Source organism: Alienimonas californiensis (assembly GCF_007743815.1).
Classification (GTDB): domain Bacteria; phylum Planctomycetota; class Planctomycetia; order Planctomycetales; family Planctomycetaceae; genus Alienimonas; species Alienimonas californiensis.
The window spans coordinates 3,055,990-3,082,279 of record NZ_CP036265.1 but is presented as its reverse complement, the minus strand read 5'-3'; the positions used below and the strand labels follow the sequence as shown (position 1 = coordinate 3,082,279).

The 26,290-nt window shown below is 70.4% G+C and carries 19 protein-coding genes; 10 read left to right on the top strand and 9 right to left on the bottom strand.

All coding sequences use genetic code 11. The annotated features are described in order from the left end of the window. Positions 1 to 78: 78 nt before the first annotated feature. The 3 genes from CA12_RS12200 to gntA form a co-directional block, all read right to left on the bottom strand. Positions 79 to 2,346, bottom strand: coding sequence for a tetratricopeptide repeat protein (locus CA12_RS12200; protein WP_145359198.1), 2,268 nt, complete (start codon positions 2,344 to 2,346; stop codon positions 79 to 81). 119 nt (positions 2,347 to 2,465) lie between these two features. Further along, entirely contained in the window at positions 2,466 to 3,128 is a 663-nt protein-coding gene (locus CA12_RS12195) for a DUF1989 domain-containing protein (protein WP_145359197.1), read from the bottom strand. Further along, positions 3,125 to 3,982 carry a guanitoxin biosynthesis heme-dependent pre-guanitoxin N-hydroxylase GntA gene (gntA, locus tag CA12_RS12190; RefSeq protein WP_145359196.1) on the bottom strand — a complete coding sequence of 286 codons (858 nt, stop codon included), beginning with the start codon at positions 3,980 to 3,982 and terminating at the stop codon, positions 3,125 to 3,127. Before gntA ends, CA12_RS12195 begins: the two co-directional genes overlap by 4 nt. Positions 3,983 to 4,211: 229 nt before the next feature. On the opposite strand from gntA, the gene CA12_RS12185 reads away from it, so the two are divergent. The 3 genes from CA12_RS12185 to CA12_RS12175 all read left to right on the top strand — a co-directional run bounded on the left by CA12_RS12185 (position 4,212) and on the right by CA12_RS12175 (position 10,281). Continuing rightward, positions 4,212 to 6,080 (top strand): M28 family peptidase, encoded by a 1,869-nt coding sequence (locus tag CA12_RS12185; RefSeq protein ID WP_145359195.1) that lies wholly within the window; start codon positions 4,212 to 4,214, stop codon positions 6,078 to 6,080. Between the two features lie 137 nt (positions 6,081 to 6,217). Then, on the top strand, positions 6,218 to 8,533 hold the full coding sequence (locus CA12_RS12180) for an outer membrane protein assembly factor BamB family protein (RefSeq protein ID WP_145359194.1): 2,316 nt from the start codon (positions 6,218 to 6,220) through the stop codon (positions 8,531 to 8,533). A gap of 122 nt (positions 8,534 to 8,655) precedes the next feature. Further along, complete coding sequence (locus CA12_RS12175) at positions 8,656 to 10,281, top strand: outer membrane protein assembly factor BamB family protein (RefSeq protein WP_145359193.1); 1,626 nt, start codon at positions 8,656 to 8,658, stop codon at positions 10,279 to 10,281. 401 nt (positions 10,282 to 10,682) lie between these two features. On the opposite strand, the gene CA12_RS12170 is transcribed toward CA12_RS12175, so the two are convergent. Continuing rightward, positions 10,683 to 11,591 carry a ThuA domain-containing protein gene (locus CA12_RS12170; RefSeq protein ID WP_145359192.1) on the bottom strand — a complete coding sequence of 303 codons (909 nt, stop codon included), beginning with the start codon at positions 11,589 to 11,591 and terminating at the stop codon, positions 10,683 to 10,685. A 125-nt stretch (positions 11,592 to 11,716) separates the two neighbouring features. Between CA12_RS12170 and CA12_RS12165 the strand changes: the two genes are divergently transcribed. After that, positions 11,717 to 12,274 (top strand): NUDIX hydrolase, encoded by a 558-nt coding sequence (locus CA12_RS12165; protein ID WP_145359191.1) that lies wholly within the window; start codon positions 11,717 to 11,719, stop codon positions 12,272 to 12,274. A gap of 91 nt (positions 12,275 to 12,365) precedes the next feature. Here the strand turns inward: CA12_RS12165 and CA12_RS12160 are convergent, their stop codons facing one another. Then, positions 12,366 to 13,409: a transaldolase family protein gene (locus tag CA12_RS12160; RefSeq protein ID WP_145359190.1), complete on the bottom strand. Its 1,044-nt coding sequence runs from the start codon at positions 13,407 to 13,409 to the stop codon at positions 12,366 to 12,368. Between the two features lie 131 nt (positions 13,410 to 13,540). Here CA12_RS12160 and CA12_RS12155 point away from each other — a divergent pair, with 131 nt between their 5' ends. Together CA12_RS12155 and surE are read left to right on the top strand one after the other, a co-directional pair. After that, positions 13,541 to 14,149 (top strand): 3-isopropylmalate dehydratase small subunit, encoded by a 609-nt coding sequence (locus tag CA12_RS12155; protein WP_145359189.1) that lies wholly within the window; start codon positions 13,541 to 13,543, stop codon positions 14,147 to 14,149. Between the two features lie 65 nt (positions 14,150 to 14,214). Then, positions 14,215 to 15,015: a 5'/3'-nucleotidase SurE gene (gene surE / locus CA12_RS12150; protein ID WP_145359188.1), complete on the top strand. Its 801-nt coding sequence runs from the start codon at positions 14,215 to 14,217 to the stop codon at positions 15,013 to 15,015. A gap of 46 nt (positions 15,016 to 15,061) precedes the next feature. On the opposite strand, the gene CA12_RS12145 is transcribed toward surE, so the two are convergent. From CA12_RS12145 to CA12_RS12135, 3 genes are all read right to left on the bottom strand, one after another. Continuing rightward, positions 15,062 to 16,531, bottom strand: coding sequence for a hypothetical protein (locus CA12_RS12145; protein WP_145359187.1), 1,470 nt, complete (start codon positions 16,529 to 16,531; stop codon positions 15,062 to 15,064). A 35-nt stretch (positions 16,532 to 16,566) separates the two neighbouring features. Further along, a complete protein-coding gene (locus CA12_RS22530; protein ID WP_207621966.1) occupies positions 16,567 to 17,703 on the bottom strand; it encodes an A24 family peptidase in 1,137 nt (378 codons plus the stop codon). 64 nt (positions 17,704 to 17,767) lie between these two features. After that, the gene (locus tag CA12_RS12135; protein WP_145359186.1) at positions 17,768 to 18,748 is read right to left on the bottom strand and encodes a hypothetical protein; all 981 of its coding nucleotides are present in this window, start codon (positions 18,746 to 18,748) and stop codon (positions 17,768 to 17,770) included. Between the two features lie 322 nt (positions 18,749 to 19,070). Between CA12_RS12135 and aroF the strand changes: the two genes are divergently transcribed. The 4 genes from aroF (at position 19,071) to CA12_RS12115 (ending at position 22,948) form a co-directional block, all read left to right on the top strand. Continuing rightward, on the top strand, positions 19,071 to 20,090 hold the full coding sequence (aroF, locus tag CA12_RS12130) for a 3-deoxy-7-phosphoheptulonate synthase (protein WP_145359185.1): 1,020 nt from the start codon (positions 19,071 to 19,073) through the stop codon (positions 20,088 to 20,090). 81 nt (positions 20,091 to 20,171) lie between these two features. After that, positions 20,172 to 20,777, top strand: coding sequence for a TetR/AcrR family transcriptional regulator (locus CA12_RS12125; protein ID WP_145359184.1), 606 nt, complete (start codon positions 20,172 to 20,174; stop codon positions 20,775 to 20,777). 130 nt (positions 20,778 to 20,907) lie between these two features. Continuing rightward, complete coding sequence (mnmA, locus tag CA12_RS12120) at positions 20,908 to 22,029, top strand: tRNA 2-thiouridine(34) synthase MnmA (protein ID WP_145359183.1); 1,122 nt, start codon at positions 20,908 to 20,910, stop codon at positions 22,027 to 22,029. Between the two features lie 58 nt (positions 22,030 to 22,087). Next, positions 22,088 to 22,948, top strand: coding sequence for a hypothetical protein (locus tag CA12_RS12115; RefSeq protein WP_145359182.1), 861 nt, complete (start codon positions 22,088 to 22,090; stop codon positions 22,946 to 22,948). Between the two features lie 113 nt (positions 22,949 to 23,061). Here CA12_RS12115 and CA12_RS12110 read toward each other — a convergent pair whose 3' ends face one another. Next, a complete protein-coding gene (locus CA12_RS12110) occupies positions 23,062 to 26,094 on the bottom strand; it encodes an MMPL family transporter (RefSeq protein ID WP_145359181.1) in 3,033 nt (1,010 codons plus the stop codon). Positions 26,095 to 26,290 lie beyond the last annotated feature (196 nt).

Below are 26,290 nucleotides of genomic sequence, written 5' to 3'. Positions count from 1 at the left end.
GACGGTCCGCGCAACGGAGCGTCCCGGACGCGGGGAACGTCCGGGACGCGGCGGATTGTCGACGCCGAGCGGCGGCGACTACTGGCGATACCAGATCACGGTGCCGCCGAGTTCCTTGTATTCAATGTGGAACTCATCGCCGCTGTACTTGTAATTGTGCCGGGTGAAGGGCTTGCCCTGCTCGCCGATCAGCACCTGATCGCCGTCGACGAGGATCCGGCCGCTCTCGTTGGTCCGTTCGACATAGCTGTTGGACGGATCGGTGGAGGAGACGGTGCGGTCGGAAGTCATCGCCCCGGAGGCTTGAATGGTGGTCGTGTCCTGCACGCGAATCTCGCCGTTGTAGGTGAAGTCCGCCTTCCATGTGCCGGCGAGCTCCTTCACGTTGCCGATCCGGCGGAAGTTGGCCCCGGCGGCGGCCCCGTCACCGGCCGCCATGTTCCCGCCGTCGTTTCCGGCGAGGGCGGCTTCGCCGTTGGGGTCGGCGAGGTCGGCGTTGGCCTGCCCGGCGAGAGCGAACTGCTCCCGGGCCTCGTCCTCCTGACCCAGCGCCCGCAACGAGATGCCGAGGTTATAGCGGAGATACGGGTCGCTATCGTCCAGTTGCAGGGCCTCGCGGTAGCGCTGCACCGCGGCCCGGTCGTCGCCGAGGTTGTGGTGCGACAGGCCGGCGTAGTACCGGCTGGGGGCGTGATTGGGCATCAGTTCGATCGCCTTCTCCAACGGCTTCAGCCCGCGGGCCCAGTCGCCGGTTTCCTGCAGGGCGTCGCCGAGGCGGAAGTGATACATCCCCTCGGTCGGCTCCTTCACCACCGCTTGGATGAACGTCTCGGCGGCCTCGCGGTGCCGTCCCGCGGCGTACAGGTCCTGCCCGAGGGCGTCCAGCGGTTCGGGGCTGGCGGGCAGTTTTTCGACGGCGGCCCGGTGGTCGGCGATGGCGGCGTCGTAGTCGCCGTTGAGTCGGTGGGCCTCGCCGCGACGCATCAGCAGGTTGACGTCGTTCGGGGCGAAGTGGATCGCCCGGGACAGGTCGCTGACAGCTTTGTCGTAGGCCTCCGCCTGCTTGCGAGCCAGGCCGCGGAAGCCGTAGTACTCCGCGTTCGTCGGGTCGTTGCGGATCGCCCGGGTGAGGGATTCGACAGCCTGATCCAAGTCGCCGAACAGCAGGTAGAACTGGCCGAGGTTCCCCTGCACCAGCGGATCGTTCGGGGCCAGCCGGTTGGCTTCGTCCAAGTCGAGCTTGGCGGTGTCGAAGTCGCTGTTGAAGGCGAACATCAGGCCCCGCACGGCGATGTAGCCGGCGTTCGTCGGCTCCAGCGCGATGGCTTCGTTCATCGTGAGGATGCCGCGGTCGTAGCGGCCGGCCTCCATGTGGCTCTTCGCCAAGGCGACGCGATCCTCGGCGCTTTGCGGGTCGATCAGCGGCAGGGCGCCGTCGAGGTAGGACCGCACGGCGTCCAGCCCGACGAACAGACTCAGGCCGCGGGCGTCGGTCGAAAAGCCCTCGACCACCGCGACGACCTCGCCGGAGTCGTCCACGACCGCCCCGCCGCTGTTGCCCTGATTGATGAGGGCGTCGGACTCCATCACGGTCGTCTTCGCCCCGCTGGCGAGCGTCCGCTGGGAGACCTGCCGCACGGTGCCGGTGCCGTAGATCCACAGGCTCTCGCTGCCCCGGGGCCAGCCGGCGATGGTGTGGACGCGCTCGCCGGGCCAGACCTGCCGGTCGGCCAGCGTGAGGGCCTGGGCGCCGTCCGGCAGTCGCCGGCCGTCAGGCCGCGGCAGAGCCCGGATGAGGGCGAGGTCGCGGTCGTTCTCGGAGTGCAGCACCTCACCGCGGGGGGTGTCGTCGTCGAAAGTGAGGCCGTCGGCGCTCAGGCCGTAGACCTCCAGCGCGGTCAGCAGCCGATCGCCCTGCATCAGGGGGAAGATCAGCCGGACCTCGTTGGAACTGCCGACCACGTGCTGGTTGGTGACAATCAGCCCGCGGCTGACGTCCATCACCCAGCCCGTGCCGAAGCCGACGCTGCGGTTGCCCTCGGAGTCGGTCTTCTCGTTGATAATCAGCACGACGCTCTTGAGGACGTGCCGGTAGACCTCGCTGGGGGCCATTGTCCGCGAGCCGTCCGCCCGCTGGGGCGTCGCCGGAACGGCGGTCGACGGGGCCGTATCGACGATCACCGGCGGCGCGGTCGACGCCCCGCCGGGCTCTTCAATGATGACCGACGGGGGACCGGCGGACGAAACTGACGGCATGACGCAGAGCAGCGCCGCGACGGTCGCGGCGAGCGGGAACCACGGCGGGCGAACGGCGTGCCGACGGGGCGGGGCGGCGGAGCGGGACATCGATTCGCGGGGCGTGTGGACGGGGTGCAGGAACGGCGACGCCTGGGGAACGGCCCGGTGAGATTACCGGTCCGCTCGCCCCGACGCAGGGGGCATTACGCCGCCGAATTCCGTCCGCTTCACGCGTTTCGCCGCGAGGCCGTCACAATCTCAAAATCGATCGGCCCCACGCTGCCGGCGTTCGTCGTCTCGCTGGGGCAGGCCGTCAGCCCGACGACCAGATCGACCAGCGCCTCGAACTCGATCACGTCCCCCGGCTTCGACAGCGGCGGGTCCACGCTGATCTTGCCGTCCGGCTGAAACGAGACGTGCATGAAGCAGTTAAACGTCGTCGGAATCATGTCCGGCTTCACCCCGTAGGACGCCAGATTGTCCCGCAAATTGACGAAACAACTGGGGTGGTCCTCCAAGCCGTAGAGGATCCGATACATCTCCGGGCTGCAGGGGGTCAGCAGGAAATCGTGTCGGCCGCAGGTATCCTTGGCGATCTTCAAAAACTTCCGACTGCGATTGCTCCACAGCGTGTTGCCGGCCGTCAGCAGGATTGTCTCCTCATAATCAAAGGTCCGGCCGCCGGAGAGATATTCCCGCACGTCGTCCGCGGCATAGCACATCAAATCAGAAACCTGCTGCCCGCCCGGGTCGATCACCCGTAGCCGCTCCCCGGCGTTCAAACGGAAGGCCGTGCCGCACTTCGCCGGGATGCGGCGCCGGCCGACGGGTCGGGGGTCGGCCGGATCGGCGGCGGGGGGCAGGTCGAGCGTCGGGGCGGTCGTCGTCATTGGGCGGTCTCGCCGTCAGCGTGTGCGGGATGAAAGGGACACTGCCACGGGCCGTCCACGGCCCGGCCGCTGTATTGGACAGCCTCGCTGCGTTTGCCGAAGTCGGCGAGCATCGGATTCATCCCGCCGGTCTGCTCCGTGTCGCGTTCGCGGATCAGATCCCGCATCTTGTTGTAGGAGCCGTTTTCGCGGAGCCGCTCGAACTGGGCGTGCAGGTTGAAGACCAGCGCCGGCCGGGGGAAGCGCCGGGCCGGCCGGCTGGCGTCGGGGTGCATGCCGATGATGTAAAAACTCCGTCCGGCGAAGCTGAAGGAAAAGTCCTTATCCGTCGGATCGGGCGAGGTCGCCGGGTCCCAGCCGTGGGCGTCGGCGTCGTGCAGGGCCTGAAGTTGGGCCCACAGGCGCCGCTCGAAGGTCTGCTCCGCCGCTTCGTCGGCGACGGTGGGCAGCGGGGCGTCGAAGATCGCAACGAAGGTGGCGAAGTCGGAGGCGTCCGCCGCCGCGGTTCCGTCCTCCTCGCCCACGCCTTGGGCGAAGCGTTCAAGGTCCGCCGCGAGCCCCGCGGTCGCGTCGGCGCTCGCCAACGCGGGATAGAGGCCGAAGCGGTAGCTGTCCGTGTTGAAGGCGCTGCGGGCGGCGAGGCAGGGGTGCCGATCCGGTTCGACCCGCTCCAGCAACCAGTCGTGCGCCCGCTCCGCCTCCGCTCGACGATCCTCTCGCTCCCGCGGTACGACGACCCCGCCGGCGCCGTCGGGGGCGCAGAAGAACCCGGGCGGGTCCGGCGGTAGGACGCCCCCCCGAGAAAAAGGGCAGGACAGCGAGCGGTCGGGAGACCGGCGGAGGTCGGCGAGCATGCCAAATTGTTCCCCCGGCACCCGCCGTCGTCAGGCTCCGATCTCCCCACGGTCCCCCGGGGGAGGCCCCCGCCCCCCCGGTTCGAGGGCCGCCCCGGCGAGTTCGTGTCACGTCGCCCCGACGGGCCGCCCGCCGCCCGCGGCGCCTGCCCGGGTGTGAGGAGCGGCCCGGCGTCGTATCCTGCCGTCGCTCGCCCCCGTGCCCCAGAGCCCCCGCCCGATCGAGTCCATGCCGCTTCGCTTCGCTTCCCTGGCCCTGCTGACCTGCCTCGTTCCGGCTTGGGCGCAGGACGATCCCGTCGCGACCCTGCCCGGCACGGCGACCGAGCGGATCACCGCGGACCTGCGGAAGCTGGCCTCCGAGGAGTTCGAAGGCCGGGGGCCGGAGACCGAAGGCATCAAAAAGGCCGCCGACCTGATCCGGGCCCAGATGCAAGCCTCCGGGCTGTCCGGCGCCGCCGCGGACGGCGGGTACTTCCAGCCGTTCGACATCACCCTCGGCAGCGCACCGCAGGCCGCCGAGACCTCCCTCACCCTCGTCGGCCCCGAGGGCGGGGAGCGGGAACTGACGATCGGCCAGCAGGTCCAGCCGCTCGCCTACGGCGCCGGCGGCTCCGTGCGGGCGGACCTCGTCTTCGCCGGGTACGGCATCACCGCCCCCAAGATCGGCTACGACGACTTCGCCGGCCTGGACGTGAAGGACAAGATCGCCGTGATCCTCCGCCGCGAACCCCGGCAGGACGACCCCGAGAGCCCCTTTGACGGCGACAAGACCAGCCGGTTCGCCTACATCAGCAGCAAGTTGAAGGCCGCCGAGGACGCCGGCGCCGCCGCCGTGCTGCTGGTCAACGATTCGAAGACCGTCGCCGAAGAAGGCGACGTGCTGAGCGAACCCGGCGCCTTCGGCGGGCCGGCGTTCCAGCTGCCGTTCGGCCAGATCACCCGCCAGTTGGCGGACGAACTGCTGGCCGCGAACCCGATCGGGACGAAGTCCGGGCTGAAGTTCGACTCGATCGCGGCTCTGGAGAAGGGCATCGACGCCGCCCTCGCCCCGATCGGCGGGCCGATGTGGTACTCCGCGGACCTCAACTTCAAGTTCGAGCCGAAGCAGGCGAACGTCTACAACGTGGTCGGCGTCCTGGAGGGCGAGGGGCCGCACGCGGACGAGACCGTCGTGCTGGGCGCCCACTACGACCATCTGGGCTACGGCGGGGTCGGCAGTCGCACGCCGGGTTCCAACGCGGTGCACAACGGGGCGGACGACAACGGCAGCGGGACGAGCCTGCTGCTCGAACTGATCCGCCGCTACGGCGCCCGGGCCGCGGCCGGCGAGAAGCCCCCCCGCCGAATGGTCTTCATCGCTTTCAGCGGGGAAGAACGCGGGCTGCTGGGCAGCATTCACTACGTCACCAAGGAGCCGCTGTTCCCGCTGGATTCGACCCGGGCAATGGTGAACTTTGACATGGTCGGCAAGTACGGGGAAAACGCCTTCCAACTGCACGGCATGAGCAGTTCCCCGCAGTTCCCGCCGTTGGTGGACGTCGCCGCGGCGAAGACCGGCGTGGTCGTCGACCGCGTGGACGGCGTGCTGGCGGCCAGCGATCACTGGGACTTCATTAAGGTGAAGATCCCCGCGTTCCACTTCTTCACCGGCCTGCACCCGGACTACCACAAGCCGGAGGACGATGTGGAAAAGGTCAATTTGAAGGGAATCGCCGAGCTGGCCGATTTCGCCGAGGTCCTCACGGACGGCATTCTCGCCGGCTCGGAGCCGTTGGAGTTCACCGAGCCGCCGATGTCCCGGCTGGACGGCCGCAAGCAGGCGGAGGGCCGGCCCGTGTTGGGCGTGGTGCCGAAGGACCTGCCGGCGACCGGCGGCGGGGTGGAGGTCGACCAGCTCGCCCCGGACGGCCCCGCGGTGGAGGCCGGCTTTCGCGTCGGCGACGTGATCAAAGCGGTCGCCGGCGTGCCGGTCGCCGACGCGGTGGGCCTCTCCGCCGCCCTGTCTGACGCGAAGGTCGGACAGACGATCGAGGTGACCGTCGACCGCGACGGCCAGACCGAAACCCTCACCGTCACCCTCGGGGCGGCGGAGTGATTCTCGAAACGAATTTCGCATCGGCCGGCCCGGCCGGCGAAGCCCTACAGTCGATCCAGAGCGCCGCCCGTTGGAAGCGGCCCCCTCACCCCGCTAGCCTTATCCGTCGCTCACCGCTCCCCCCGTTGCGCCCGCCGATGATCGCCCGCCTCGTTCCGCTGCTCCTCCTGACCGCCGGGCTGTCGCTCGGTGCAACGCTGACGTCCGCCGCGGCCGGCGACTGGGCCTACTGGCGCGGGCCGGAGGGCACCGGCGTCTCCCGCGAGACCGGCCTGATCGACGATTGGAACCCCGGCTACGGCGACGCCGAGGCGAAGAACCTGCTGTGGACCAGCGAGACCGGCGGCCGGGCCACCCCGGTGATCTTCGACGGCCGGGCCTATCTCAACACCCGCACCGAGGCGGACGTCCGCAAGAGCGACGAGCTGATCGACGCCCAGCAGATGACCCTCTGCTGGGACATGGAAACTGGCGAGGAGCTGTGGCGGGACGTGTTCCCCGTCGCCCAGACCGACATCCCCAGCAACCGCGTCGGCTGGGCCAGCCCGACCGTCGACGCGGAGACCGGCAACGTCTTCGTGCACACCGTCGACGGCCTGCTGATCTGCTACTCCCCCGACGGCAAGCGGCTGTGGGAGGTGCAGATGTACGAACTGCTCGGCCACATCAGCGGCTACGGCGGCCGGACGACCACCCCGATCGTCGACGAGGACCGGGTGATCGTCTCCTTTATTGCCAACGCCGATTACGCCCTCGGCGCCCCCCCGCCGAAGCAGCGGTTCTACGCCTTCGACGTACGGAACGGCGACGTGCTCTGGGAGAGCACCCCCGGCGGCCCCGCCGAGGACACCATCTACACCAATCCCGTCGTCGCCGTGATCGGCGGCGTGCGGCAACTGATTAGCGGCAACGCCGACGGCGGCGTCTCCAGCCTTGAGGCCCGCACTGGCAAGGTGCTCTGGACCTTCCAGATGAGCAAACGCGGCCTCAACGCCAGCCCCGTCGTCGGGCCGGACGGCCTCGTCTACATCTCCCACGGTGAGGACAACATCGACACCACCGAGGGCGGCCTCGGCCGCGTCCAGTGCATCGATCCGACCCTCGGCACCGACGAACTCGCCAGCGGCGACCTCACCGAGAACCCTAAGGCCTCCGTCTGGCGGGAGAACGGCGCCAAGGCCGGCTACACCGGCCTGCTCCTCCAGGACGACATGCTGTTCGTCGTCACCGACGTCGGCAAACTGCACGCCTACGACGCCCAGAGCGGCGAGCGGCTGTGGGCCTTCACCCTCGGCACCGTCGGCAAGGGTTCGCCGGTCTGGGCGGACGGCAAGATTTACGTGATGGAGAACGCCGGCCGCGTCTGGATTCTCAAACCGTCCCGCGAGGAGTGCGAAGTCCTCAGCGAAGTCGTGCTGCAGGCCGACACCGTCAGCGGTCCGGACGAGGTCACCTCCAGCCCCGCGATCTCCGACGGCCGCATCCTGCTGGTCGGCCGGGACCGGACCTACTGCATCGGCGCCCCGGAGAAGGCGAAGGTCGTCGTCGACGTCCCGCCCCTGCCGATGGAGGCCGACGTCGAGGGCCCGCCGGCGACGCTGCGGCTCGTGCCTTCCCTCGTCTCGCTGAAGCCCGGCGAAAGCCGGGAGTTCGAGGTCCGGGCTTATAACGAACACGGCCGCTTCCTGCGGACCGTCTCCGACGCGGAACTGTCGGTCAGCAAGCCCTTCCCCGGCCTGACGATCGACGGCCGAAAGGTGACGGTCCAGGGCGGCCCGAACGTGCCGGCCGACGGCGTGATCACCGCCAAGCTGGGCGACCTGACCAACACGGCTCAGGTGCGGTTCTACCCGCCGCTGCCCTGGAAGTACGACTTCAACGAGCTGTCGCTGGAGGGCCGGCCGGCCTTCCCGGCGTGGGTCGGCGCCGCGGGCAAGTTCCAGCCGGTCGAGAAGGGGGACGGCGTCTCCCTGCTGATGGCCGGCGGCGAAGCGGCCAAGGGGAAACCGAGCTTCGACGTCTGGGTCGGCCCGCCGGCGATGACGGGTTACGTCGTCCAGGCGGACTTCATGGTCGAAGGCCGCCGGCGGCTCGCCAGCGTCGGAATCACCAACGAGAAGTACAGCCTGATCTCCAAGGCGAACCGTCTGTTGCTGGAACTTCAGTCCTGGCAAGCCCACCTGCGGTTGCAGGCCAACACGAAGTTCAACATGGAGCCGGGCGAGTGGTACACGCTGAAGCTCGCCGTCGAGCAGATCCCGCCCACCGACGCCGACAAGGACGGCTCCGCGATCGTGCGGGGCAAGGTCTGGCCGCGGGGCGAGGAGGAGCCGGCCGATTGGACCCTCACCGCCGAGGACCCGCACCCCACGGTGACCGGCTCGGCCGGCATCTACGCCTACCGTCTCGCCGACAGCTACATCGACAACTTCGCCGTTCTGCCGGCGGAATGACCCACCCGTAGGGTCCGCTGTGCGGACCGATTCGGTCCGGGGTTCGCGGTGCGGAACGGCCCGCGTCGCGAACCCCGGAACCGCCCCCTTCCATCCCGCTCGCCCTCGTTTCGCGGATCGATATGCGTCTCCGTCGCTCGTTATTTTCTCTCGCGGCGTTGCCGCCGCTGGCCCTGCTGACCCTCGCGATGCCGGCGTCCGTCGCCGCCCAGGACGGCGACGCCGCGGTCGTCGAAGACCCGGCCGCCGCCGTCGCCCAGTGGGCCGCGGACGGCAAGTGGCCGATGTGGGGCGGCGATCCGCTCCGCAATATGGTCAGCCCCGCCCCGAAGGTCAGCGCGGCGTTTCAACCGGAAACCCGCCGCAAGGAGCCGAAGAACGTCCTCTGGACCGCCCCGCTGGGCTCCCAGACCTACGGCAACCCGGTGGTCAGCGGCGGCAAGGTGCTGGTCGGCACTAACAACGGCGGCGAGTACCGCCCCCAGCACGTCGGCGACCGCGGCGTCCTGCTCTGCTTCGACGAGGCCGACGGCTCCTTCCAGTGGCAGCTCACCCGCGAGAAGCTGCCCCAGGGCCGCGTCCACGACTGGCCGGAGCAGGGCATCTGCAGCACGCCGGTCGTCGAGGGCGACCGCGTGTGGATCCTCACCAACCGCTGCGAGATGATGTGCCTGGATCTGGACGGCTTCCGCGACGGCACGAACGACGGCGAGTTCACTGAGGAAGTCGACGCCGAGCAGGAAGACGCCGACATCGTCTGGAGCCTCGACCTGATCGAGGAATTGGGCGTGTTCCCCCATAACCTCGCCACCAGCAGCCCGCTGATCCTCGGCGAATACGTCTACTTCGTCACCGGCAACGGCGTGGACGAGGCCCACCTCGAAGTGCCCGCCCCCCGGGCCCCCTGCTTCCTCTGCCTGAACAAGAACACCGGCGAGATCATCTGGGAGGACAACACCCCCTTCGACAAGATCCTGCACGGCCACTGGTCCAGCCCCTGCGTCGCCCTCGTCGACGGCCAGGCCCAGATCCTGTTCCCCGCCGGCGACGGCATCCTCTACAGCTTCGACCCGGCCGGCGACGGCGACGGCGGCAGCAAGATCCTCTGGCAGTTCGACCTGAACCCCAAGGACAGCTACTGGGAACTGGGCGGCCGCGGCACCCGCAACGCGATCATCGCCACCCCGGTCTTCGCCGACGGCTTCGTGTACCTCGGCGTCGGCCAGGACCCGGAGCACGGCGAGGGCGTCGGTCACTTCTATAAGATCGACCCGACCGGCTCCGGCGACGTCTCCCCGACGCTGCTGGAGGACGGCGAGATCAAGCCCAACCCCAACAGCAAGCAGGTCTGGCACTACGGCGGCGAGGACACGGACGGCAGCGTGACCGGCAGCAAGGGCGAACTGATCTTCCGCCGCACCATGAGCACCGTCGCCGTCCACGACGGCCTGGTCGTCGCCCCGGACCTCTCCGGCTTCGTCCACTGCCTCGACGCCGAAACCGGCAAGCGGCTCTGGGTCTACGACATGTTCGCCGCCTGCTGGGGCTCCCCGATGGTCGCCGACGGCAAGATCTTCATCGGCGACGAGGACGGCGACCTCACCGTCATGGAACTGGGCCGCGAGGAGAACGTGATCGAGGAGAAAATGTTCGCCTCCTCCGTCTACAGCACCCCGACGATCGCCCACGGCAAGATGTTCGTCTCCGACCGCTCCAAGCTCTACTGCTTCGACGTCACCGCCGACTGACCGCCGCGATCAGGTCCCGAGCCCCGGCCGTCAGGAAGAGGCCGTTCACCCGCGACCGATCAATCAAGCGTCCCGGTCCCTCGCAGGGTCCGGGGCGCTTTTTTTGTCGCCGTGAGCCCGAAGCGCAAGCGAGGCGGAACGACGGCCGACAGCGGACCGGGCGCAAAGCCCCACGCTGATCGGGGCTTCGGGTCAAGCATCGGCAGCCCGAGACGCAAGCCGAGGCGGTACAGCGTGGTCCACGTCACCCGGCCTTGGCTTGCGCCTCGGGCTGCCATGGAGGCGTACCTATGAAAAAGCGTCCCGGACCCTTGAAGGGTCCGGGACGCTCTTCAACTCGCTCTGGTTCGGAAGCGGGGGAACGGCCCCTCCCTGACGGTCGGGGCTCAGGAACTTCCTGCTCAGCTGTCCGACTTCTCCGCCGGGGCGGCTTTGCGGCTGGCGTCGTCCCAGGCGGCGGAGACCTCCGGGTTGGGGGTCGCGTCGCCCTTGGCTTCGCCACGGATCCAGCGCAGGGAGGCGAGGATCGAATCCAGGAACGGCTGCTTCGTCCAGGTGTCCTCGCGGTGGCCGAGGTTGTTGTAGAACACCTTGCCCTGACCCCACTCCCGCACCCAGATCACCGGGACGTGGTACGGCTTCTTGAGGTCGGTCTCCGCCATGTCGATGCTCGCCAGCACGCGGACGGCGGCAGGGTCGTGGTCCTTATATTGGTAAATCTCGTCCGTCCAGGTGAAGCCGTCGGTCCGCGCGTCGCTGGCGACGAGTTCCTTCACCCCCGGAAAGTCCGGCACGTGGGCCTTGAAGGTCACGGTGCTGCCGGCGCCCCACGGGTGCCCGGCGAACCGGCCGTTGATGAAGCTGCGGTAGGCTTCGTTATCGCTGAGGGTGTCCGTCGCGGAGTGGAAGCCCAAAAACCCGTGGCCCGGCTGCTTGAGCCAGTCGTTCAGGAAATAGTCCATATCCTCCTTGGCGATCGGCAGCATGCCGGTCGTATAGAAGGCGACCACGTCGTAGTTCTGCAGGTTCTCCTTCGTCAGGTCCGCGGCCACGTCCTGCGTGAGGTCCACGGTGAACAGCTTGCTCTGCTGGGCGAGCTGCTTCATGGCGATCTCCGCGGGGGCTAATTCCCGGCCCGGCTTGTCGCGGTCGACGCTGCCGTGCTTGAAGCCCTTGGACTGCGTCACGAACAGGATGCGCGTCGGCTTGGCGGCGTCGGCCTTCTCCTGGGGGGCGGCGAGCGCGGAGGAGGCCGGCAGCGCCGCGAACACGGCCGCGGCGAGGAGGGCGAGGAGGGATCGGCGGGTCATGGGCGAGTCGGGGGGTGGGGGCGGCCGCACGGGGCCGGAAGGGACGTCGGGGTGGGAACGCGACCCTGGCGGGACCGCGGGACGTGGTAGGGTACGGCGTTCAACTCAGCGCTCGCCACGGTCCCATGTCCCGCCCGTCCCCGGACTCCGCAGAACCCGCAGACCGCCTGCTGCACGCCGGCAAGCACCTGGAACTGCGGGCGAAGGGCACGTGGGAATACGCCCATCGCCCGAACGCCTCCGCGATCGTCGCGCTGTTCGCCGTGCATAAAGGGCACCTGATCTGCGTGGAGCAGGAGCGCGCGCCGGTGGGGGTCTGCGTGCTGGAGGTCCCCGCCGGACTGGTCGGCGACACCGACGCCGACGACGTGCCCGCCGCCGCGGCCGGCCGGGAGCTGGAGGAAGAGACCGGCTACAAGGCCGAAACGTTGGAGCAGGTCGCCGTCGGCCCGCCCAGCGCCGGGCTCTCCGACGAGGTGGTGCACTTCTTCAAGGCGACGAACCTGACCCGCATCGGCGACGGCGGCGGGGTGGACGGCGAGGAGATCACCGTCCACCGCGTCCCGCTGCACTGTGCCGAGGCCTGGATCGCCGGCTGGGCGACCACCGACGACCGCCTCGTCGACCCGAAGGTCTGGGCCGCCCTGTGGTTCCTGCGCGACGAACCCTGCGACTGCGATTGAGGCGTCAGGCGAGCGGTGGGCGTCAGCCCCCCGTGTGCTCGCACGGTCTCGAACACACGGGGGGCTGACGCCCACCGCTCGCCATTAGGATTTACGTCAGTTCCGCCCGCTTCTTGGCGATCAGCTTGATCAGGTCCCGCTGCGGTTCGGCGAACTTGCGCAGGCCCTCCTCCATCAGAAACTCGTGCATCGCGGCGGCGTCGACCTTGGCGTCGATCTCGTCCTGCACGGGTTGCGGGGGGAGTTGATCGACGGTGCGGGTGAAGGTTTTGTCCAGCTCCCGCAGGGCGTCGTTGGTGCTGGGCGGGTTCGTCTGAATGTCGCTGCCGGCCAGGGCGGCGACGTACTTCTCCGGCGGGTCGCCCTCCAACTTCGCCCCGGTGCTGGCGAAGATCATCTCCTGGGCCAGCGGGATCTTCTTGCCGGCCCAGAAGTCGCAGTTCTCCCGCCAGATCCGCTTCGCGTTCAACAGGCCGACCTGCCCCTGAGCCGCGTCCGACAGGTCGACGTGCTTGGAGGTATACACGTCGATCCGGGAGATAAAGATCGAATACACGCTCTTGAAGCCGTTCAGCGAGGCCCGCTTCTTGGCGCCCTTCCAGACCGCGTCGCGGGCGGCCCGGTACTGATCGTCGCTGAACAGCAGCGTGATGTTCAGCGTCACCCCGGCGGCGGCTAATTCTTCCAGCGCCGCGATGCCGCCGGGGGTGCCGGGCACCTTAATCATCCGGTTCTTATGGCCCTCGGCGTACCGCTTGCCCAGTTCGACGTACTTCGCCGCCCGGTCCGCCTCGGAGATTTTCTCCGACGGGTCCTCCAGCAGCGGGTCGAGTTCGAAGCTGACCCAGCCGGCCTCCCCGCCGGTGCACTCCCAGATGGGGAGGAACTTCGCCTGGGCGTCGGCGACAAGCTTGTCGCACAGGGCCCAGGCGATTTCGGAGTCGTCCTTGCCCTCGCCGGCGAGCCGCTTGATGTCGTCGTCGAACCCGCCCTGGGCGATGATCCCGCCGATAATCACCGGGTTCGAAGTCGCGCCCACGGCGCCGTCCTGCAGCGCCTGATCGACCTCCTTCGGGTCCACGCTGTCCAGATACAGCTTGGTGCCGGTGGCGATCAGGCTTTGCAGCGCGGACATCGGAGTGACGTCGGAAGGAGAAGGCGGGAGGTCGGAGGGGACGCGAACCTGCTAATGTACGGATCTGTCCGCATCCCCGCGACCGCCGCCCGTGCGGTCGGACCGTTCCTCGCACCGCTGTTTTCGCTTCGATGTCCCCCGTCACGCAGATCGTCGCCCCCGGAATCCCGCTGCCGGGGGACGATATCGACACCGACCGCATCATCCCCGCCCGGTTTCTGCGGTGCGTGACGTTCGACGGCCTCGGCGCGCACGCCTTCGAGGACGATCGCCAACAGGACGCGACCCACCCCTTCGACGATCCCCGCTACGCTCCGAATTTGGAAGGAGCCGGCGGCGTGCTGGTGACCGGCAACAACTTCGGCTGCGGCTCCAGCCGGGAGCACGCCCCCCAGAGCCTGATGCGGGCCGGGGTGAAGGCGATCGTCGCCGGATCGTTTGCGGAGATCTTCGCCGGAAACTGCACGAACCTCGGCGTCGCCTGCGTGACCGCCGACCCGGCGGTGCGGGCGGAACTCATTCGCCTGATCCGGGCGAACCCGGACGCGAAACTGACCCTCGATTTGCAGGCGCTGACGGTGGCCCTCAGCGGTGAACTGTTCCCCGTCGCCATGGCCGACAGCGCCCGCGAGGCCCTGCTGACCGGGCAGTACGATTTCCTCGCCCAACTGCTCGAAGCGGCCCCGGAGGTCCAGACGGCCGGGGAGCGGGTGCCGTACCTCAGCGGCTTCAAGGCGTAATCGCCCCAGGGCGCCGCCCCGGTTCGCCGGTGGGCGAGGGAGCCGCCGGCGACTAGAACGGCGGCATGCACATCCTGTTGACGAACGACGACGGCGTCCACGCGGAGGGTCTGGCGACCCTCGCCGCGGCGGCGGTCCGCCACGCCGGGCCGAACGGCTCGGTCACGGTGGTCGCCCCGGACCGGGAGCACTCCGGCTGCGGGCACCGCGTGACCGTCGCCGACACCCTCACCCTGATTCGCGAGGAGGACGGCCCGTCCGGCCCGGGCGGCGTGCGGGTGCGGCGGTTCTCGCTGGACGGCACCCCCGCCGACTGCGTGCGGATCGGCCTGCACCACTTCGCCGACCTCCGCGAACCCGGCGAGCGCGGCGGGCCGTTCGACTGGGTCCTCAGCGGGGTGAACCACGGGGGGAACCTTGGCGTGGACGTATTCCTGTCCGGCACCGCCGCGGCGGCCCGGGAGGCGACCCTGGCCGGCGTGGCCTCCGCGGCGCTGAGCCGCTTCCGCCGGGGCAGCGACGCCCCGTGGGAGGATTCCGTCGAACTGCTGGACCGCGTGCTCACGGAGATTCTCGCCGAACCGCCGGGGCCGGGGGCCTACTGGAACGCGAACCTGCCGCACCCGCCGGACGTGCCGACCGGGACCACGCCGGCGGTCGTCCATTGCCATCCGGAGGCCGGCCCGCTGCCGGTGAGCTTCAAGGCGGTGGAGGGCGAGGGCTCCGCCGCGGTTCCGGAAGGAAGCGTGGTGGCCCGCTACCGCTACGGCGGCAGCTATCCGGACCGCAGCGCCTCCGAGGGGTCGGACGTTTCCGTCTGCTTCGGCGGCGCCGCGGCCCTCTGCCGGTTGCCGCTGTTCCCGTAGCTCGATCGTCCGGACCGGGACGCCCCGTGATACCGGGGCGCCGCGGTCACTGCGGGGTCATCTCCAGCTTCTGCATGTTCGTCTGCAAGCTTTCGACGAACTTCTCCTCCTGCGATTTGATCACGTCGGCCGACGTGAGGCCGCCGATGCGCTGGTCGATCAGGCGACCGAGGTCCCGGTTCAGACCGTCGGCGGTCCGGCGGGCGCCGCCCAGCAGGGCGCCCTCGAGGTTCGCCGAGATCTCCTCCTGCAACGCTTCCTGACGCGTCTTGAGGTCGGTCAGGCCGGCCCCGCCGGCGGGGGCCGCGGCCTCGTATTCCTTGTGCATCGCGGCGATCTGCTCGACCCAGCCGATGCCCTGATTCATGCCCGGGTTGGAGAAGAGGAACCAGCAGGCCACCGCGACGGCCACCGCGATCCCGCCGAGGGCCTTCGGATCCTTCAGGGCGTCCGGCACCTCGATGCTCGGCATGCTGACGCCGCCGCCGCCGCCGCCGGACGACTTCTTCGCCTTCGGCGGCGCATAGGTGGACTTCGCCGGCGGCGTGTAGGTCGGCCGCGGGGGGGGCGGCGCCGGAGCGGCGACCGGGGCGGGCGTCGGTTCCGGCTCGAGTTCGGGCTTTGCGAGGGAGCGTGGGGCCGGCGTGGGCTTCTCGAATGCGGGGACCGGCGTCTCGCGCTTGCGCTGGGGGGGCTCCGGCAGCTTGAGTTCCGGCCGCTTGGGGGCCGGACGTTCGGGCGGCGGCTCCGGTTGGCGGGCGGCGGGCGGGGCCTCGTAGCCCTGCTGCGCGGCGTACCCCTGAGGCGGCGAATACTGCCCCTGCGGCGGCGAATATTGCTGCGGGGCGTACTGCGGGGACGCCGCGTAGCTCTGCGGCGGAGCCTGTCCCCCGTGCTGCGGCGGGGCGTGATGCGAGGGGGCGCGGCCGCCGGCCAGTTGAAAGTCGTCGCCGTCGCTCTGATCTCCGTCCAGGACGATGAAGTCGTCCAGCGACACCCCCGCCTCCTCCGCTTCCTCCTTGAGCTTCTGCGCCGCCGGGGAGGACAGGTCGCGGTTCGCCCGCAACTCCGCCAGCAGTTCCTCCCGCAGTTCGCGGCGGAGCTGCGCCATGAGGTCCGCCATGCTCGGCTCCGGCTCCGCCTTGGGCGCCGGCTCCGCCTTAGGCGCCGGTTGCGACTTGGGCGCCGGTTCCGGCCGCAGCGGGGGGCTTGGCGCCGGCTGGCGCCGGGCCTCGGACGGCGGGGGGGAGGATTCTCCGCCGGAGACGTCGAAGTCGTCGATGGAGGGGGCGGCTTCGGCGGCGGCCCGTCCGCCGTCCCCCTCGCCGGTGATCTCGAAATCGTCGATCGACGGCATCGCCGTTTTCGAATCGTTCCCTGATTCCTCCGAGCCGACCGTGGACAGATCGTTTAGATCAGCAAAATCCGACAGGTCCATCACCGTGCCGCCGGCGTTCAACGGGGCGACGTCGTCCTGGGCGGAACGGTCGGCGGAGTGGCGGGACGAATCAGGCACGGGACGAAGGCGGCGGGTGGGCGGACGCCGCCAGATTACACCCCGGCGTCGGCCGATGCGTCTGCCTGCGGGTCCGTCGCCGAGAAAAATAGTCGGTCCACGGTCGCGCCCGCGGCGAGCGCACCCGCCGCGAGACCAATCGTCGCCGCCTTTCCCCAGAGCGAATCGTCAGCCGGGTTCAGCCCGATCGCCCCCCACGTGAACGGGACCGCGGCGGCCGCGTACGCCACAAACGCCGTCGGCGGCACCCGCGTGCGGAGCGCCCCGGCGGCGTACAGCATCGGCGCCGCGAAGGCGACGGCGCCGCCGGCGGCCAAGCCCACCGCCCCGGCGTGCCAACCCCACCACGCGCCGGCCGTCGCCGCGATCAGCGCGAGGTTGAGGCGGTCGATCCGTCCCCGCAGCAGCGGGGCGAGGACCGCCCCCAACGCCCCGCAAATCAGCGCCCCCGTCGCAGCGTCCAGCGGCCCGGCGAGATTCGGCACGAACCGGTACGAGCCCAGGTCGAAGCCCTCCCCCACGCCCGCCAGACTCCACGGTCGACCGCCCCAGACCGCCGCCGCCCCGACCCGCAGCCCCGGCCAGACCGCCGCGAGTGCCGCGGGAACCAGCAGGCCGAACAGCACGAACCGCCACGGCAGACGGTGGCCGTCGAGGGCGATCAGCCCGGCGCCCAGCAGCGTGACCGCCCCGACGAACAGCCCGCCGCACAGGGCGATGCCGTCCGGTTCCAGCGACCGCAGGAAGAGGGACGACAGGCCGGCCCGCCCCGCGTCGATCGGCAGGTTCACGCCGCCCATCAGCACGATCGTCAGCGCCAACGTGGCCAGGGCGGTGCCGCAGAGGGCCTCCACGAGCGGGTAGCGGGCGGCGATCGGCAGTCCGCAGGCCCGGCAGCGGCCCCGCAGTCGCAGCCAGCCGAACACCGGCAGGTTGTCCGTCGCCCGGATCGGCGTGCCGCACCGCGGGCAGCGACTCTTCGGCCGGGAGAGGTTCATCCCCGCCGGCAGACGGTAGACGACGACGTTCAGAAAGCTGCCCACGCTCGCCCCCAGGGCGAACGACCACGCCACCACGAAGGCCCGCAACGCGCCCGTCAGCCACTCGCCGGTCGGCGCCGCCCACCCGGTCCAGTCCACGAAACCGACCGCCATGAACCCGGACGGCGGCATACGGGCAACGGGCGGAACGGGAGCGACGGCGGACGAACGGGCGTCATCCTAGACGCGGCCCATCCTACTTCGCCCACTCGAACTTCGTCATGCCCAGCCGGCCGGCGGCCTCCCGGGCATGGCCCACGGCCCGGCCGACCGTCTTGTCCAGCACCTCCCGCGAGGCCCCGTCCGCCCGCAGTTCGACGGCCTGCTCCAACGTGTTGATCGCCCGGTCGATCTCGCCGCCGGCGGAGGCGTCCGGGGCCGCGGAGGTCTTGTCCCGCAGCGCCGGCCGGGCGGTTTCGAACTTTACTTTCCAAGCGGTCCATTCCCCCTCGGGGGCGTGGGCCACGTCGACGAACTCGTTCATCAGATCGTCCAGATCGTCGAACGCCTCCCGCCACTCGGCCCGGGTCGACTGGCGCTCCCCGAAGGCCTGATTCAGCCCTAGCACGAGCGCCGGGATCGTCAGCACCGTGGCGAGGACCAGCACGTTCGGGTTCACGCCCTTCGCCGGGGCGGCCTGCGGGGCGGTCGACTGCCGCCTGCGGCCCCGCCGCGGCGGGAGCGGGCCGTCGGCGAGGGGTTCGTCGTCGAATCCGTCGTCTTCCTCGTCCAGGCCGTGCTCTCTCAACAGATCCGCGGCCGCCCCGGCGGAGGCAGCCGCCGCGGGCCTCGACGCCGCGGGCCTCGACGCCGCGGGCCTCGGTCGGGGCCCCGTCTTCGAGAGGGGCCGACGCTTCACCTCCGGTAGCTGAAGGGCGTCGAGGAACTCCACCTCGGTGCCGACGAGCGAATCCGGCAGATCGTCCTCCGCGTCGTTCCCCAGATCGTCGTCCAGGTCGATCAACCCGGCTGCAGGCAGGCGGCGGGAGGCGGAGGGGAGCGTGGGCGGGGCGTCGTCCAGAGCGGGGCGGGCGCGGTCGAACCCTGCGGCGGCGGTTTCGGAGTCGAAGGTCGGCAGATCGAACCCGGAGAGTTCCATCACCGAACCGGCCGATTCGCCATACGAATCGTCGGAGTCCCGTCTCGCCGGGCGGGCGCCGTGCGGGCGTGGGCTCATGAGCGGGAGGCCGGTTCGGGGGCGGGAGGGAGCGGGGAGATTCCCCGGTGCGGGGCTGAGACTAGTGACGCGTCGGCGCCCGGTGAGCCCCGGTCACCGGCCCGGAGGCGATCCTCACCGAAACTTCACTCCCTCCCTGACGGCTCGTCCGTCGCGCGGCCGCCGGCCGCCGGCGGTGGGGCGGCCGGCGGTGGGGGAGACCGTGACGGGCGGGGCGAACCCGGGGGGCGGGCGATTTGTCGGCGGGACGGGGGGCCGGTACCGTCCCCCGTTCGTTCCCGCTCCGCAGACGCCCCGCGTCCGCCCCGAACCCGACCTCGCGATGATCGTCGTTCTGAACCGCTCCGCCGCGCCGGAGGACGTCGACGCCGTCGCCGCCCGCGTCGCCGCCCTCGGGATGACGGCCCACGTCATCAACGGCACGGAGCGCACCGTGATCGCCGCGACCGGCTCCGAGGACGAGGCCCATCGCGAAACGCTGGCCAGCATGCGCGGCGTGGAGTCGGTCATGCCGATCCTCGCCCCCTACAAGGTCGCCAGCCTGGAGATGAAGTCGGAGCCGACCGCGGTGACGGTCGGCAGTCTGACGATCGGCGGCGGGGTCTGCGGCGTGATCGCCGGCCCGTGCAGCGTGGAGAGCGAAGAGCAGATCATGCAGAGCGCCCGGGCCGTGAAGGCGGCCGGGGCCACGGCCCTTCGCGGCGGGGCCTTCAAGCCCCGCACCAGCCCGTACGCCTTCCAGGGGATGAAGGAGGAGGGCCTCAAGCTGCTCGCCGCGGCCCGGGAGGAGACCGGGCTGGCGATCGTCACGGAGGTGATGACGCCCACGGACGTCGAACTGGTCGCCGAGTACGCCGACGTGCTCCAGATCGGCGCCCGCAACATGCAGAACTACCGGTTGCTCGAAGCCTGCGGCGAATCGCCGGCGGCGGTACTGCTGAAACGCGGGATGTCCTCCACGATGGACGAGTTCCTGCTGGCCGCGGAATACGTCCTGTCCCGCGGCAACGAACGGGTGATGCTGTGCGAACGCGGCGTGCGGACTTTCGAGTCGCACACCCGCTTCACCCTGCCGCTGGCAACCGTGCCCTACCTGCACGCCCGCACGCACCTGCCGGTCGTGATCGACCCCAGCCACGGCACCGGCGTGGCGAGCCTCGTCCCGCCGATGATGCACGCCGCGGTCGCCTGTCTGGCGGACGGGTTGATGGTCGAGGTGCACCCCGACCCGCCCAACGCCGCCAGCGACGGCCCCCAGAGCCTCACCCCGGACGCCTTCGCCGCGGCAATGACCACCTGCGGCAAGGTCGCCGAGGCCGTCGGATTGAAGATGGGTTCGTAGGCGAGCGGTGGGCGTCAGCCCTCCGTGTACTCGCACGCTCCCGATGACACGGAGGGCTGACGCCCACCGCTCGCCTGCTCCATGGCCCGCCCCCGCACCTTCGACGCCGACGCGGCCCTCGACGCGGCGCTGCGCGTGTTCTGGTCGCGGGGCTACCGCGGGGCGAGCCTGGAGGAACTGACCGGCGTCAGCGGCGGGTCGCGGCCGAGCCTCTACGCGGCGTTCGGCGACAAGGAGGGGCTCTTTCTCGCGGCGCTGGAGCGGTACGAGGCACAGTTCGTCGCCCCGGCGCTCGCCGCCCTCGAGGACGAACCGGACGGCCGGGCCGCGGTGCGGGCGTTTCTCGTCGCCTCCGCGGAGCGGTTCACCGACCCCGACCGGCCCCCCGGCTGCCTGATCGCCGCCCACGCCGCGGGGTTGGAGGAGGAGCCCGGCGCGTCGGACGAGGCCCCGCAGCGGGCGATCGCCGCGGCCGACGCCCGCCTGCACGGCCGGCTGCGGGACCGGCTGATCCGGGCGAAAGCGGACGGCAATCTGCCCGCGGGCGAACCGCCGGGGCCGCTGGCGGATCTGTACCACGGGGTCCGCCACGCCCTCAGCACGCAGGCCCGTCTGGGCCGCAGCGAACGGGCCCTGCGGGCGACGATCGACGCGGCCCTGCGGGGTTGGCCGACGCCCCCCCACTAACCCCACGCGTCAGCGAGGGTCTTTCGTCACCGTTCGCCCTCGCTGACGCGTCGGGTTGGTGTTGAAGGCGCCGCCGCCTCCGCGATGATGCCCCCTTCCGCCCTCCGCCCTCCCCCTTCCGCCTTACCCCATGCCTCGAATCGTGCTGGCGATGAGCGGCGGCGTGGACAGCAGCGCCGCGGCCGTGCTGCTGAAGCGCGAGGGCTGGGAAGTCGTCGGCCTGTTCATGCGCAGCGGAGCCGAGGCAGAGGTCTGCGCGACCGATTCGCCCCTCACCGTGCTCCCGTCGGCCAAGGCCCACAAGCAGGGGTGCTGCTCGGCGAGCGACGCGGCGGACGCCCGGCGGGTCGCGGACCGGCTGGACATCCCCTTCCACGCCCTGAACTTCGCGGGGGAGTTCGGCCGCATCAAGGACTATTTCGCGGACGAGTACCTCGCCGGCCGCACGCCGAACCCCTGCGTGCAGTGCAACAACTGGCTGAAGTTCGGCCGGCTGCACGAGTTCGCCCGCAGCGTCGGCGCCGAGGCCGTCGCCAGCGGGCACTACGCCCGGGTGGAGACCGCCGCCGACGGCCGGCCGGCGCTACTGCGGGGCGTCGACCGGAAGAAGGACCAGAGCTACGTGCTGTTCGGCGTCTCGCCAACCGCGCTGGCCGAAACCCGCTTCCCCTGCGGCGGGCTGACGAAGCCGGAGATCCGGGCGCTCGCCGCCGAGGCCGGGCTGCGGGTCGCGGACAAGCCGGACTCGCAGGAGATCTGCTTCGTGCCGGACAACGACTACGCCGGCTTCGTGAACCGGCACCGCGGCCACCAGGAGACCGCCGGCGAGTTCGTGGACCCGGCCGGCGCCGTGATCGGGGAGCACCCGGGCTACGAACGCTTCACCGTCGGCCAGCGGAAGGGCCTCGGTATCGCGTTCGGGGAACCGAGGTTCGTGCTGCGGATCGAGCCGGACCGCCGCCGCGTCGTGCTCGGTTCCCGGGAGGATCTGCGTTGCGACGACCTGACCGCCGGCGGGGCGAACTGGCTGGTCGATCGGCCGACAGGCCCGCTGCGGTGCTTCGCCCAGATTCGCTACCAGCACCGGGCCGCGGCCTGCGAGGTGCAGACGGACGGGGACGAGTTCCGGGTGCGGTTCGACGAGCCGCAGGAGGGCGTGGCCCCTGGGCAGGCTTGCGTGCTGTATGACGGCTCGGAGCCGGATCGGGTGCTCGGCGGCGGGTGGATTCGCTCCGGCGAGCCGGGGGCGTGAGCCGCGCGGCGCCCGGCCGCGTTGTCCCCTGCAAGCCATGAACGCGATGATCGACGGCGTGTCCGCCGCCCCGCCCCCATCCCACCCGGTCGCAGCGCCCGCCGCTCAGAGGGCTGACGTCCCCCGCTCGCCTCGGCTGGACGGCGTGCCGGAGTTCCTGCCGCCGCCGACGGACGATGTGCAGAGCGATCATTTCGATTTGCTGGACCCGGATCAGATCGTCAAGACGATCGTCCGGATCGAGGCCCGCATCGCCGACCGCTTCCCGAACGCCGGGCTGCGGCGGGTCTGCCGGAAGCTGCACAGCATCTCCCTGATCGCCGGGGAGCGGTCGACCTCCTTCGGCCGGCCGATCCTCTGGCTGCGGGCGGTCGTGTGGACGCTGGTGATCGGGGTGGCGCTCAGTCTGCTGGCGACGGTGGCGCTGCTCGCCAAGCCGACGACGGAGTCGTTAGGCATCATCGACTTTATTCAAGTCCTTGAGGCGGGCATCAACGACGTCGTGCTGATCGGCGCCGCCCTGCTGTTCCTCACCACGCTGGAGAACCGCATCAAGCGCCACCGGGTCCTCGCGGCGATCCACGAGTTACGGGCGATGGCTCACATTATCGACATGCACCAGCTCAATAAGGACCCGGAGCGGATCCTCCACCCTGAACTGATCCTGATGGAGCCCAACGGCCAGGACCGCCGGCTGTCGGCGTTCGATCTGTGCCGGTATCTGGATTATTGCAGCGAGATGTTGAGCCTGATCGGCAAGGTGGCGGCGCTGTACGTCCAGCGGTTCGACGACGCGACGGCCCTCAGTGCCGTGAACGAGGTGGAGAACCTGTGCAGCGGCTTGTCCCGCAAGATCTGGCAGAAGATCATGATTATCGAAGCGGCGCTGCCGAAGTCGTCCGACGCCCCGCCGGGGTAGTGGCGACGGGGGGGAGCGCCGCTTGCGGTTTCGCGGGGCCGCTCAACAGGCGGACGCTGCGAAACCGCAAGCGGGGAGCCATGCCGGACGAACGCTCGGTCCGGCGACGTCACTCACGCGGCGCGGCGGCGTTGGCGGGGGCGTTCGTCCTCCTCCTCGTCGTCGTCCTTCTGGCCCACCTTGCCGGCGACGGCGGCCTTGGCCTCCTTCGGGTCGCGGCTCAGCAGGGCCAGGGTGCCGGGGAGCAGGAACAGGCTGACGAACAGGCAGCAGCCGATCCCCGTCACCAGCGTCACGCCGACGCTGAACAGTCCCGCGTGACCGGCGATGCACAGGCTGCCGAAGCCGACCATGCTGGTGAGGCTCGTCAGCACGATCGCCCCCGCCGTGCTGGCGCTGGGCTGGTAGGCGTTCCGTTTGCCGAGGCTGTTCGTGGCGAAGCGGTTGCGGAAGTCGTGCACCACGTGGACGCCGTCGTCCACGCCGATGCCCAGCACCAGCGGGAGGACGATCAGGTTGGTCGGGTTCAACGGGATCCCGCACAGGCTCAGCACGCCGAAGGTCATCACCCCGCCGGCCAGCGGCGGCATCAGGGCCAGCATCGCGTCCCGCATGTTGGTGAAGTCGAGAATCGCCCCGACCACCAGCACCATCGCCACGTACCCGCCGGCGCAGAGCACCGGATCCAGTTCGATGCCGCGGGTCAGCAGCGTCATCGCGGTGAAGCCCACCACCAACAGCGGCGGGAACAACACGAGGAGCTTGTTCTCCTGAGCCAGGAAGTCGCTCAGTAGCACGAGGCTAACGATCGCCAGGGCGTACAGTGCCGCGCTGCGGTAGCTGTGCATGATCTGCCGGCCGGCCTCGAAGTTCTGCACCGGGGTGCCGGTGACCTCGGGGTCGACGGTCCGCAAGTCAGAGACGAACCGGCCCAGCGGGGCGAACTCCCAGACGTCCTGCTTCGGGAAGATCTGGAGCAGCCACTTGCCGTCCTCGGAGATGTACCGCTTCCGCAGCACCGTGGGGATGTCCCCCAGGCCCAGCGGCGTCGAGTCGCTGGAGGCGATGGACAGTTCGCGGAACTCCCGGACCAGTTCGCCGGCGGCCCGGGTCTGGTAGCGGTCCAGCGCCACGACCTGCTTGTGCCCGGTCGATTCGCCCTCGCTGAGCTTCTCGAAGGAATCGGCGAAGCGGTCCAACTTGGCGGCGAGCGGCTTGAGGTCCGCCCGGCCGCTGTCCAGGGCGACCTTACGCAGCATGTCCGTGCGACGGCCGAAGTCCGACGGCCGGGGCGCCGGCAGTTCGCCGACGCCGGCGTTCCGCGGCAGCGAGGCGAGTTGACCCCGCACCTGGGAAATGCCGCGGGTGGTCTCGGAGCGATCGCCGCCGGGCAGGCGCCGGGCGAGGTCCTCGACCCGGGCGACGGTCGGCAGGGCCTCGAACTTCACCGCCAACTCACGGGCTTCCTCGGCGCTGTCGGCCATGGCGACGGCGTACAGCAGGCTCGGGCCGCCGGCTTCCCGCAGCCGGGCGCGGCCGTCGGCGCTCTCCGCGTCGCCGGGACGCAGGGCGAGGAGGTTGTGATCGAAGTGCAGCTTGCTGCCGGCGCCGTGTTGGTCGACCTGCACGGCCTGCAGGCCGATGCCGATCACCGCCGCGAAGCCCAGCACGGTCACGATCGCCGGGAACCGGCTGGTGCCGGTCCGCAGCCAACCGAAGCCCATCGGCTTGGGCAGCCGCTTCGCCGGGACGTGCTCGTCTGCCAGGGCAATGAGCGCCGGCAGACACAGGAACGTCGCCAGGGCGCACAGCAGCACTCCGCCGCCGGCGATGATGCCCAACTCTGCGACGCCCAGGAAACGGGTGAAGGTGGCGCAGAAGAAGGCCAAGGCCGTCGTCACCGCCGCCGTGGTAATGCCCACGCCCACGCCGGCGCTGGTCTCGCAGAGGGCGTCTTCGAGGCTCAGCCCCTCGGCCCGGTGCTGGAGGTAGCGGGCGAGGTAATGGATGCCGAAGTCGATCCCCAACCCGATCAGGATGACCGCGAAGGAGACGCTGAGGATGTTCAGGTGCCCGACCGCGAAGGTGGTGAACCCGAAGCTCCAGGCCAGGCCGACCGCCAGCACGAACAGGGCCAGCACCGGGTGCTTCACGCCCCGGAAGCCGATCAGCAACAGCAGACCGACGGCCCCGAAGGCGACGGCGCCGGCCCGCAGCATGTCCGCCCGGCCGCGGCGGACCTCGTCGATTTCCAGCGCCGGCACGCCGGTCACGGAGACGGTGATCGTGCCGCGATCGTGTTCGACGGCCTTCGCCACAGTCCGCAGCCGGTCGAGGACCTCCTCGGGGCTCGCCGGACCCTCCGCCGTGCGGGCGGGGGCCACGCGGATCAGCCCCAGCGTGCCGGCGTCGTTCAGGAAGTAGGTGGCGCCCTCCAACTGGCGGGCCATCGTGGCGGCGTTGTCCCCGCCCACGAGGCTCGGCCAAGGGGAGCGAAAGTCGTTCGGGTTGGCGACGTGCGCGGCCAGCCCGTCGGCGAGGCGTTCCGCCCGGCCGGCGACGTCCCGCACCTTCGCGTCCTGACCGCTCTTCACCGCTTCGGCGAGCTTCACCGTCAGGTCGTGGACCTGCCAGTCGAGCCGGGCCTTCGTGGAGTCTCCGCCCAGGATCGGCGAGAGCTCCGCAACGCGCTGGGAGACCCGCTCCAACTCGCCCGGGGAGAGGCTTTGCAGGCCCTTGCGGCGGCTGCGGGTCGTGTTGATGCGGGAGAGGACGGAGCCGAAGAACTTCGGCTCGCGGTTCAGCCGGTCGGCGAGATCGTCGATCGCGGCCCGGACGCCGCCCGGGTTCTCGCCCTCGATGGCGACGACGAAGTCGTTGCCGTCGTCGAAGCGGGCGGTGTAGGCGTCCCAGTGGGCGCGGGTGGGGGCCCGTGGGTCGATCAGATCGCCCCGCTCGCTATGGAAGCCCAGGTAACAGAGCGTCAGCCCCACGCTGGCGCCGGTGACCATCAGGACGAGCAGCAACACCACCTTGGGCGCCGCGGCGACCGCCGCGGTGATCGTGCGGAGCGCGTCCGGCAGCACCGGCCCCCCGGCGTGGGCGGAGCCGCGATCCGGGCGGCGATCGGTGCCGGAGGCTGACATGCGGCGGGGCGTCCTGCCCGGGGAATGCGGTGTGCGATCGACGAAAGCGCGCCGAACGGCGGGGGCGTCGTGCCCGATCCCGGTGTTCGGTCCGCGAGGCAGGCCCGCGTGAGCGTCCGGCGGTCCGCCCCGTTCGGCGGACGAACCGGAAAACTCTTCCAGCCTTCCCCTAACGCAGCGGCCGGGCGGGACAGAT

Coding starts and splice junctions, on each gene's coding strand:
- CA12_RS12200 (WP_145359198.1), bottom strand. CDS start 2,346: ATGTCCCGCTCCGCCGCCCCGCCCCGTCGGCACGCCGTTCGCCCGCCG.
- CA12_RS12195 (WP_145359197.1), bottom strand. CDS start 3,128: ATGACGACGACCGCCCCGACGCTCGACCTGCCCCCCGCCGCCGATCCG.
- gntA (WP_145359196.1), bottom strand. CDS start 3,982: ATGCTCGCCGACCTCCGCCGGTCTCCCGACCGCTCGCTGTCCTGCCCT.
- CA12_RS12185 (WP_145359195.1), top strand. CDS start 4,212: ATGCCGCTTCGCTTCGCTTCCCTGGCCCTGCTGACCTGCCTCGTTCCG.
- CA12_RS12180 (WP_145359194.1), top strand. CDS start 6,218: ATGATCGCCCGCCTCGTTCCGCTGCTCCTCCTGACCGCCGGGCTGTCG.
- CA12_RS12175 (WP_145359193.1), top strand. CDS start 8,656: ATGCGTCTCCGTCGCTCGTTATTTTCTCTCGCGGCGTTGCCGCCGCTG.
- CA12_RS12170 (WP_145359192.1), bottom strand. CDS start 11,591: ATGACCCGCCGATCCCTCCTCGCCCTCCTCGCCGCGGCCGTGTTCGCG.
- CA12_RS12165 (WP_145359191.1), top strand. CDS start 11,717: ATGTCCCGCCCGTCCCCGGACTCCGCAGAACCCGCAGACCGCCTGCTG.
- CA12_RS12160 (WP_145359190.1), bottom strand. CDS start 13,409: ATGTCCGCGCTGCAAAGCCTGATCGCCACCGGCACCAAGCTGTATCTG.
- CA12_RS12155 (WP_145359189.1), top strand. CDS start 13,541: ATGTCCCCCGTCACGCAGATCGTCGCCCCCGGAATCCCGCTGCCGGGG.
- surE (WP_145359188.1), top strand. CDS start 14,215: ATGCACATCCTGTTGACGAACGACGACGGCGTCCACGCGGAGGGTCTG.
- CA12_RS22530 (WP_207621966.1), bottom strand. CDS start 17,703: ATGCCGCCGTCCGGGTTCATGGCGGTCGGTTTCGTGGACTGGACCGGG.
- CA12_RS12135 (WP_145359186.1), bottom strand. CDS start 18,748: ATGAGCCCACGCCCGCACGGCGCCCGCCCGGCGAGACGGGACTCCGAC.
- aroF (WP_145359185.1), top strand. CDS start 19,071: ATGATCGTCGTTCTGAACCGCTCCGCCGCGCCGGAGGACGTCGACGCC.
- CA12_RS12125 (WP_145359184.1), top strand. CDS start 20,172: ATGGCCCGCCCCCGCACCTTCGACGCCGACGCGGCCCTCGACGCGGCG.
- mnmA (WP_145359183.1), top strand. CDS start 20,908: ATGCCTCGAATCGTGCTGGCGATGAGCGGCGGCGTGGACAGCAGCGCC.
- CA12_RS12110 (WP_145359181.1), bottom strand. CDS start 26,094: ATGTCAGCCTCCGGCACCGATCGCCGCCCGGATCGCGGCTCCGCCCAC.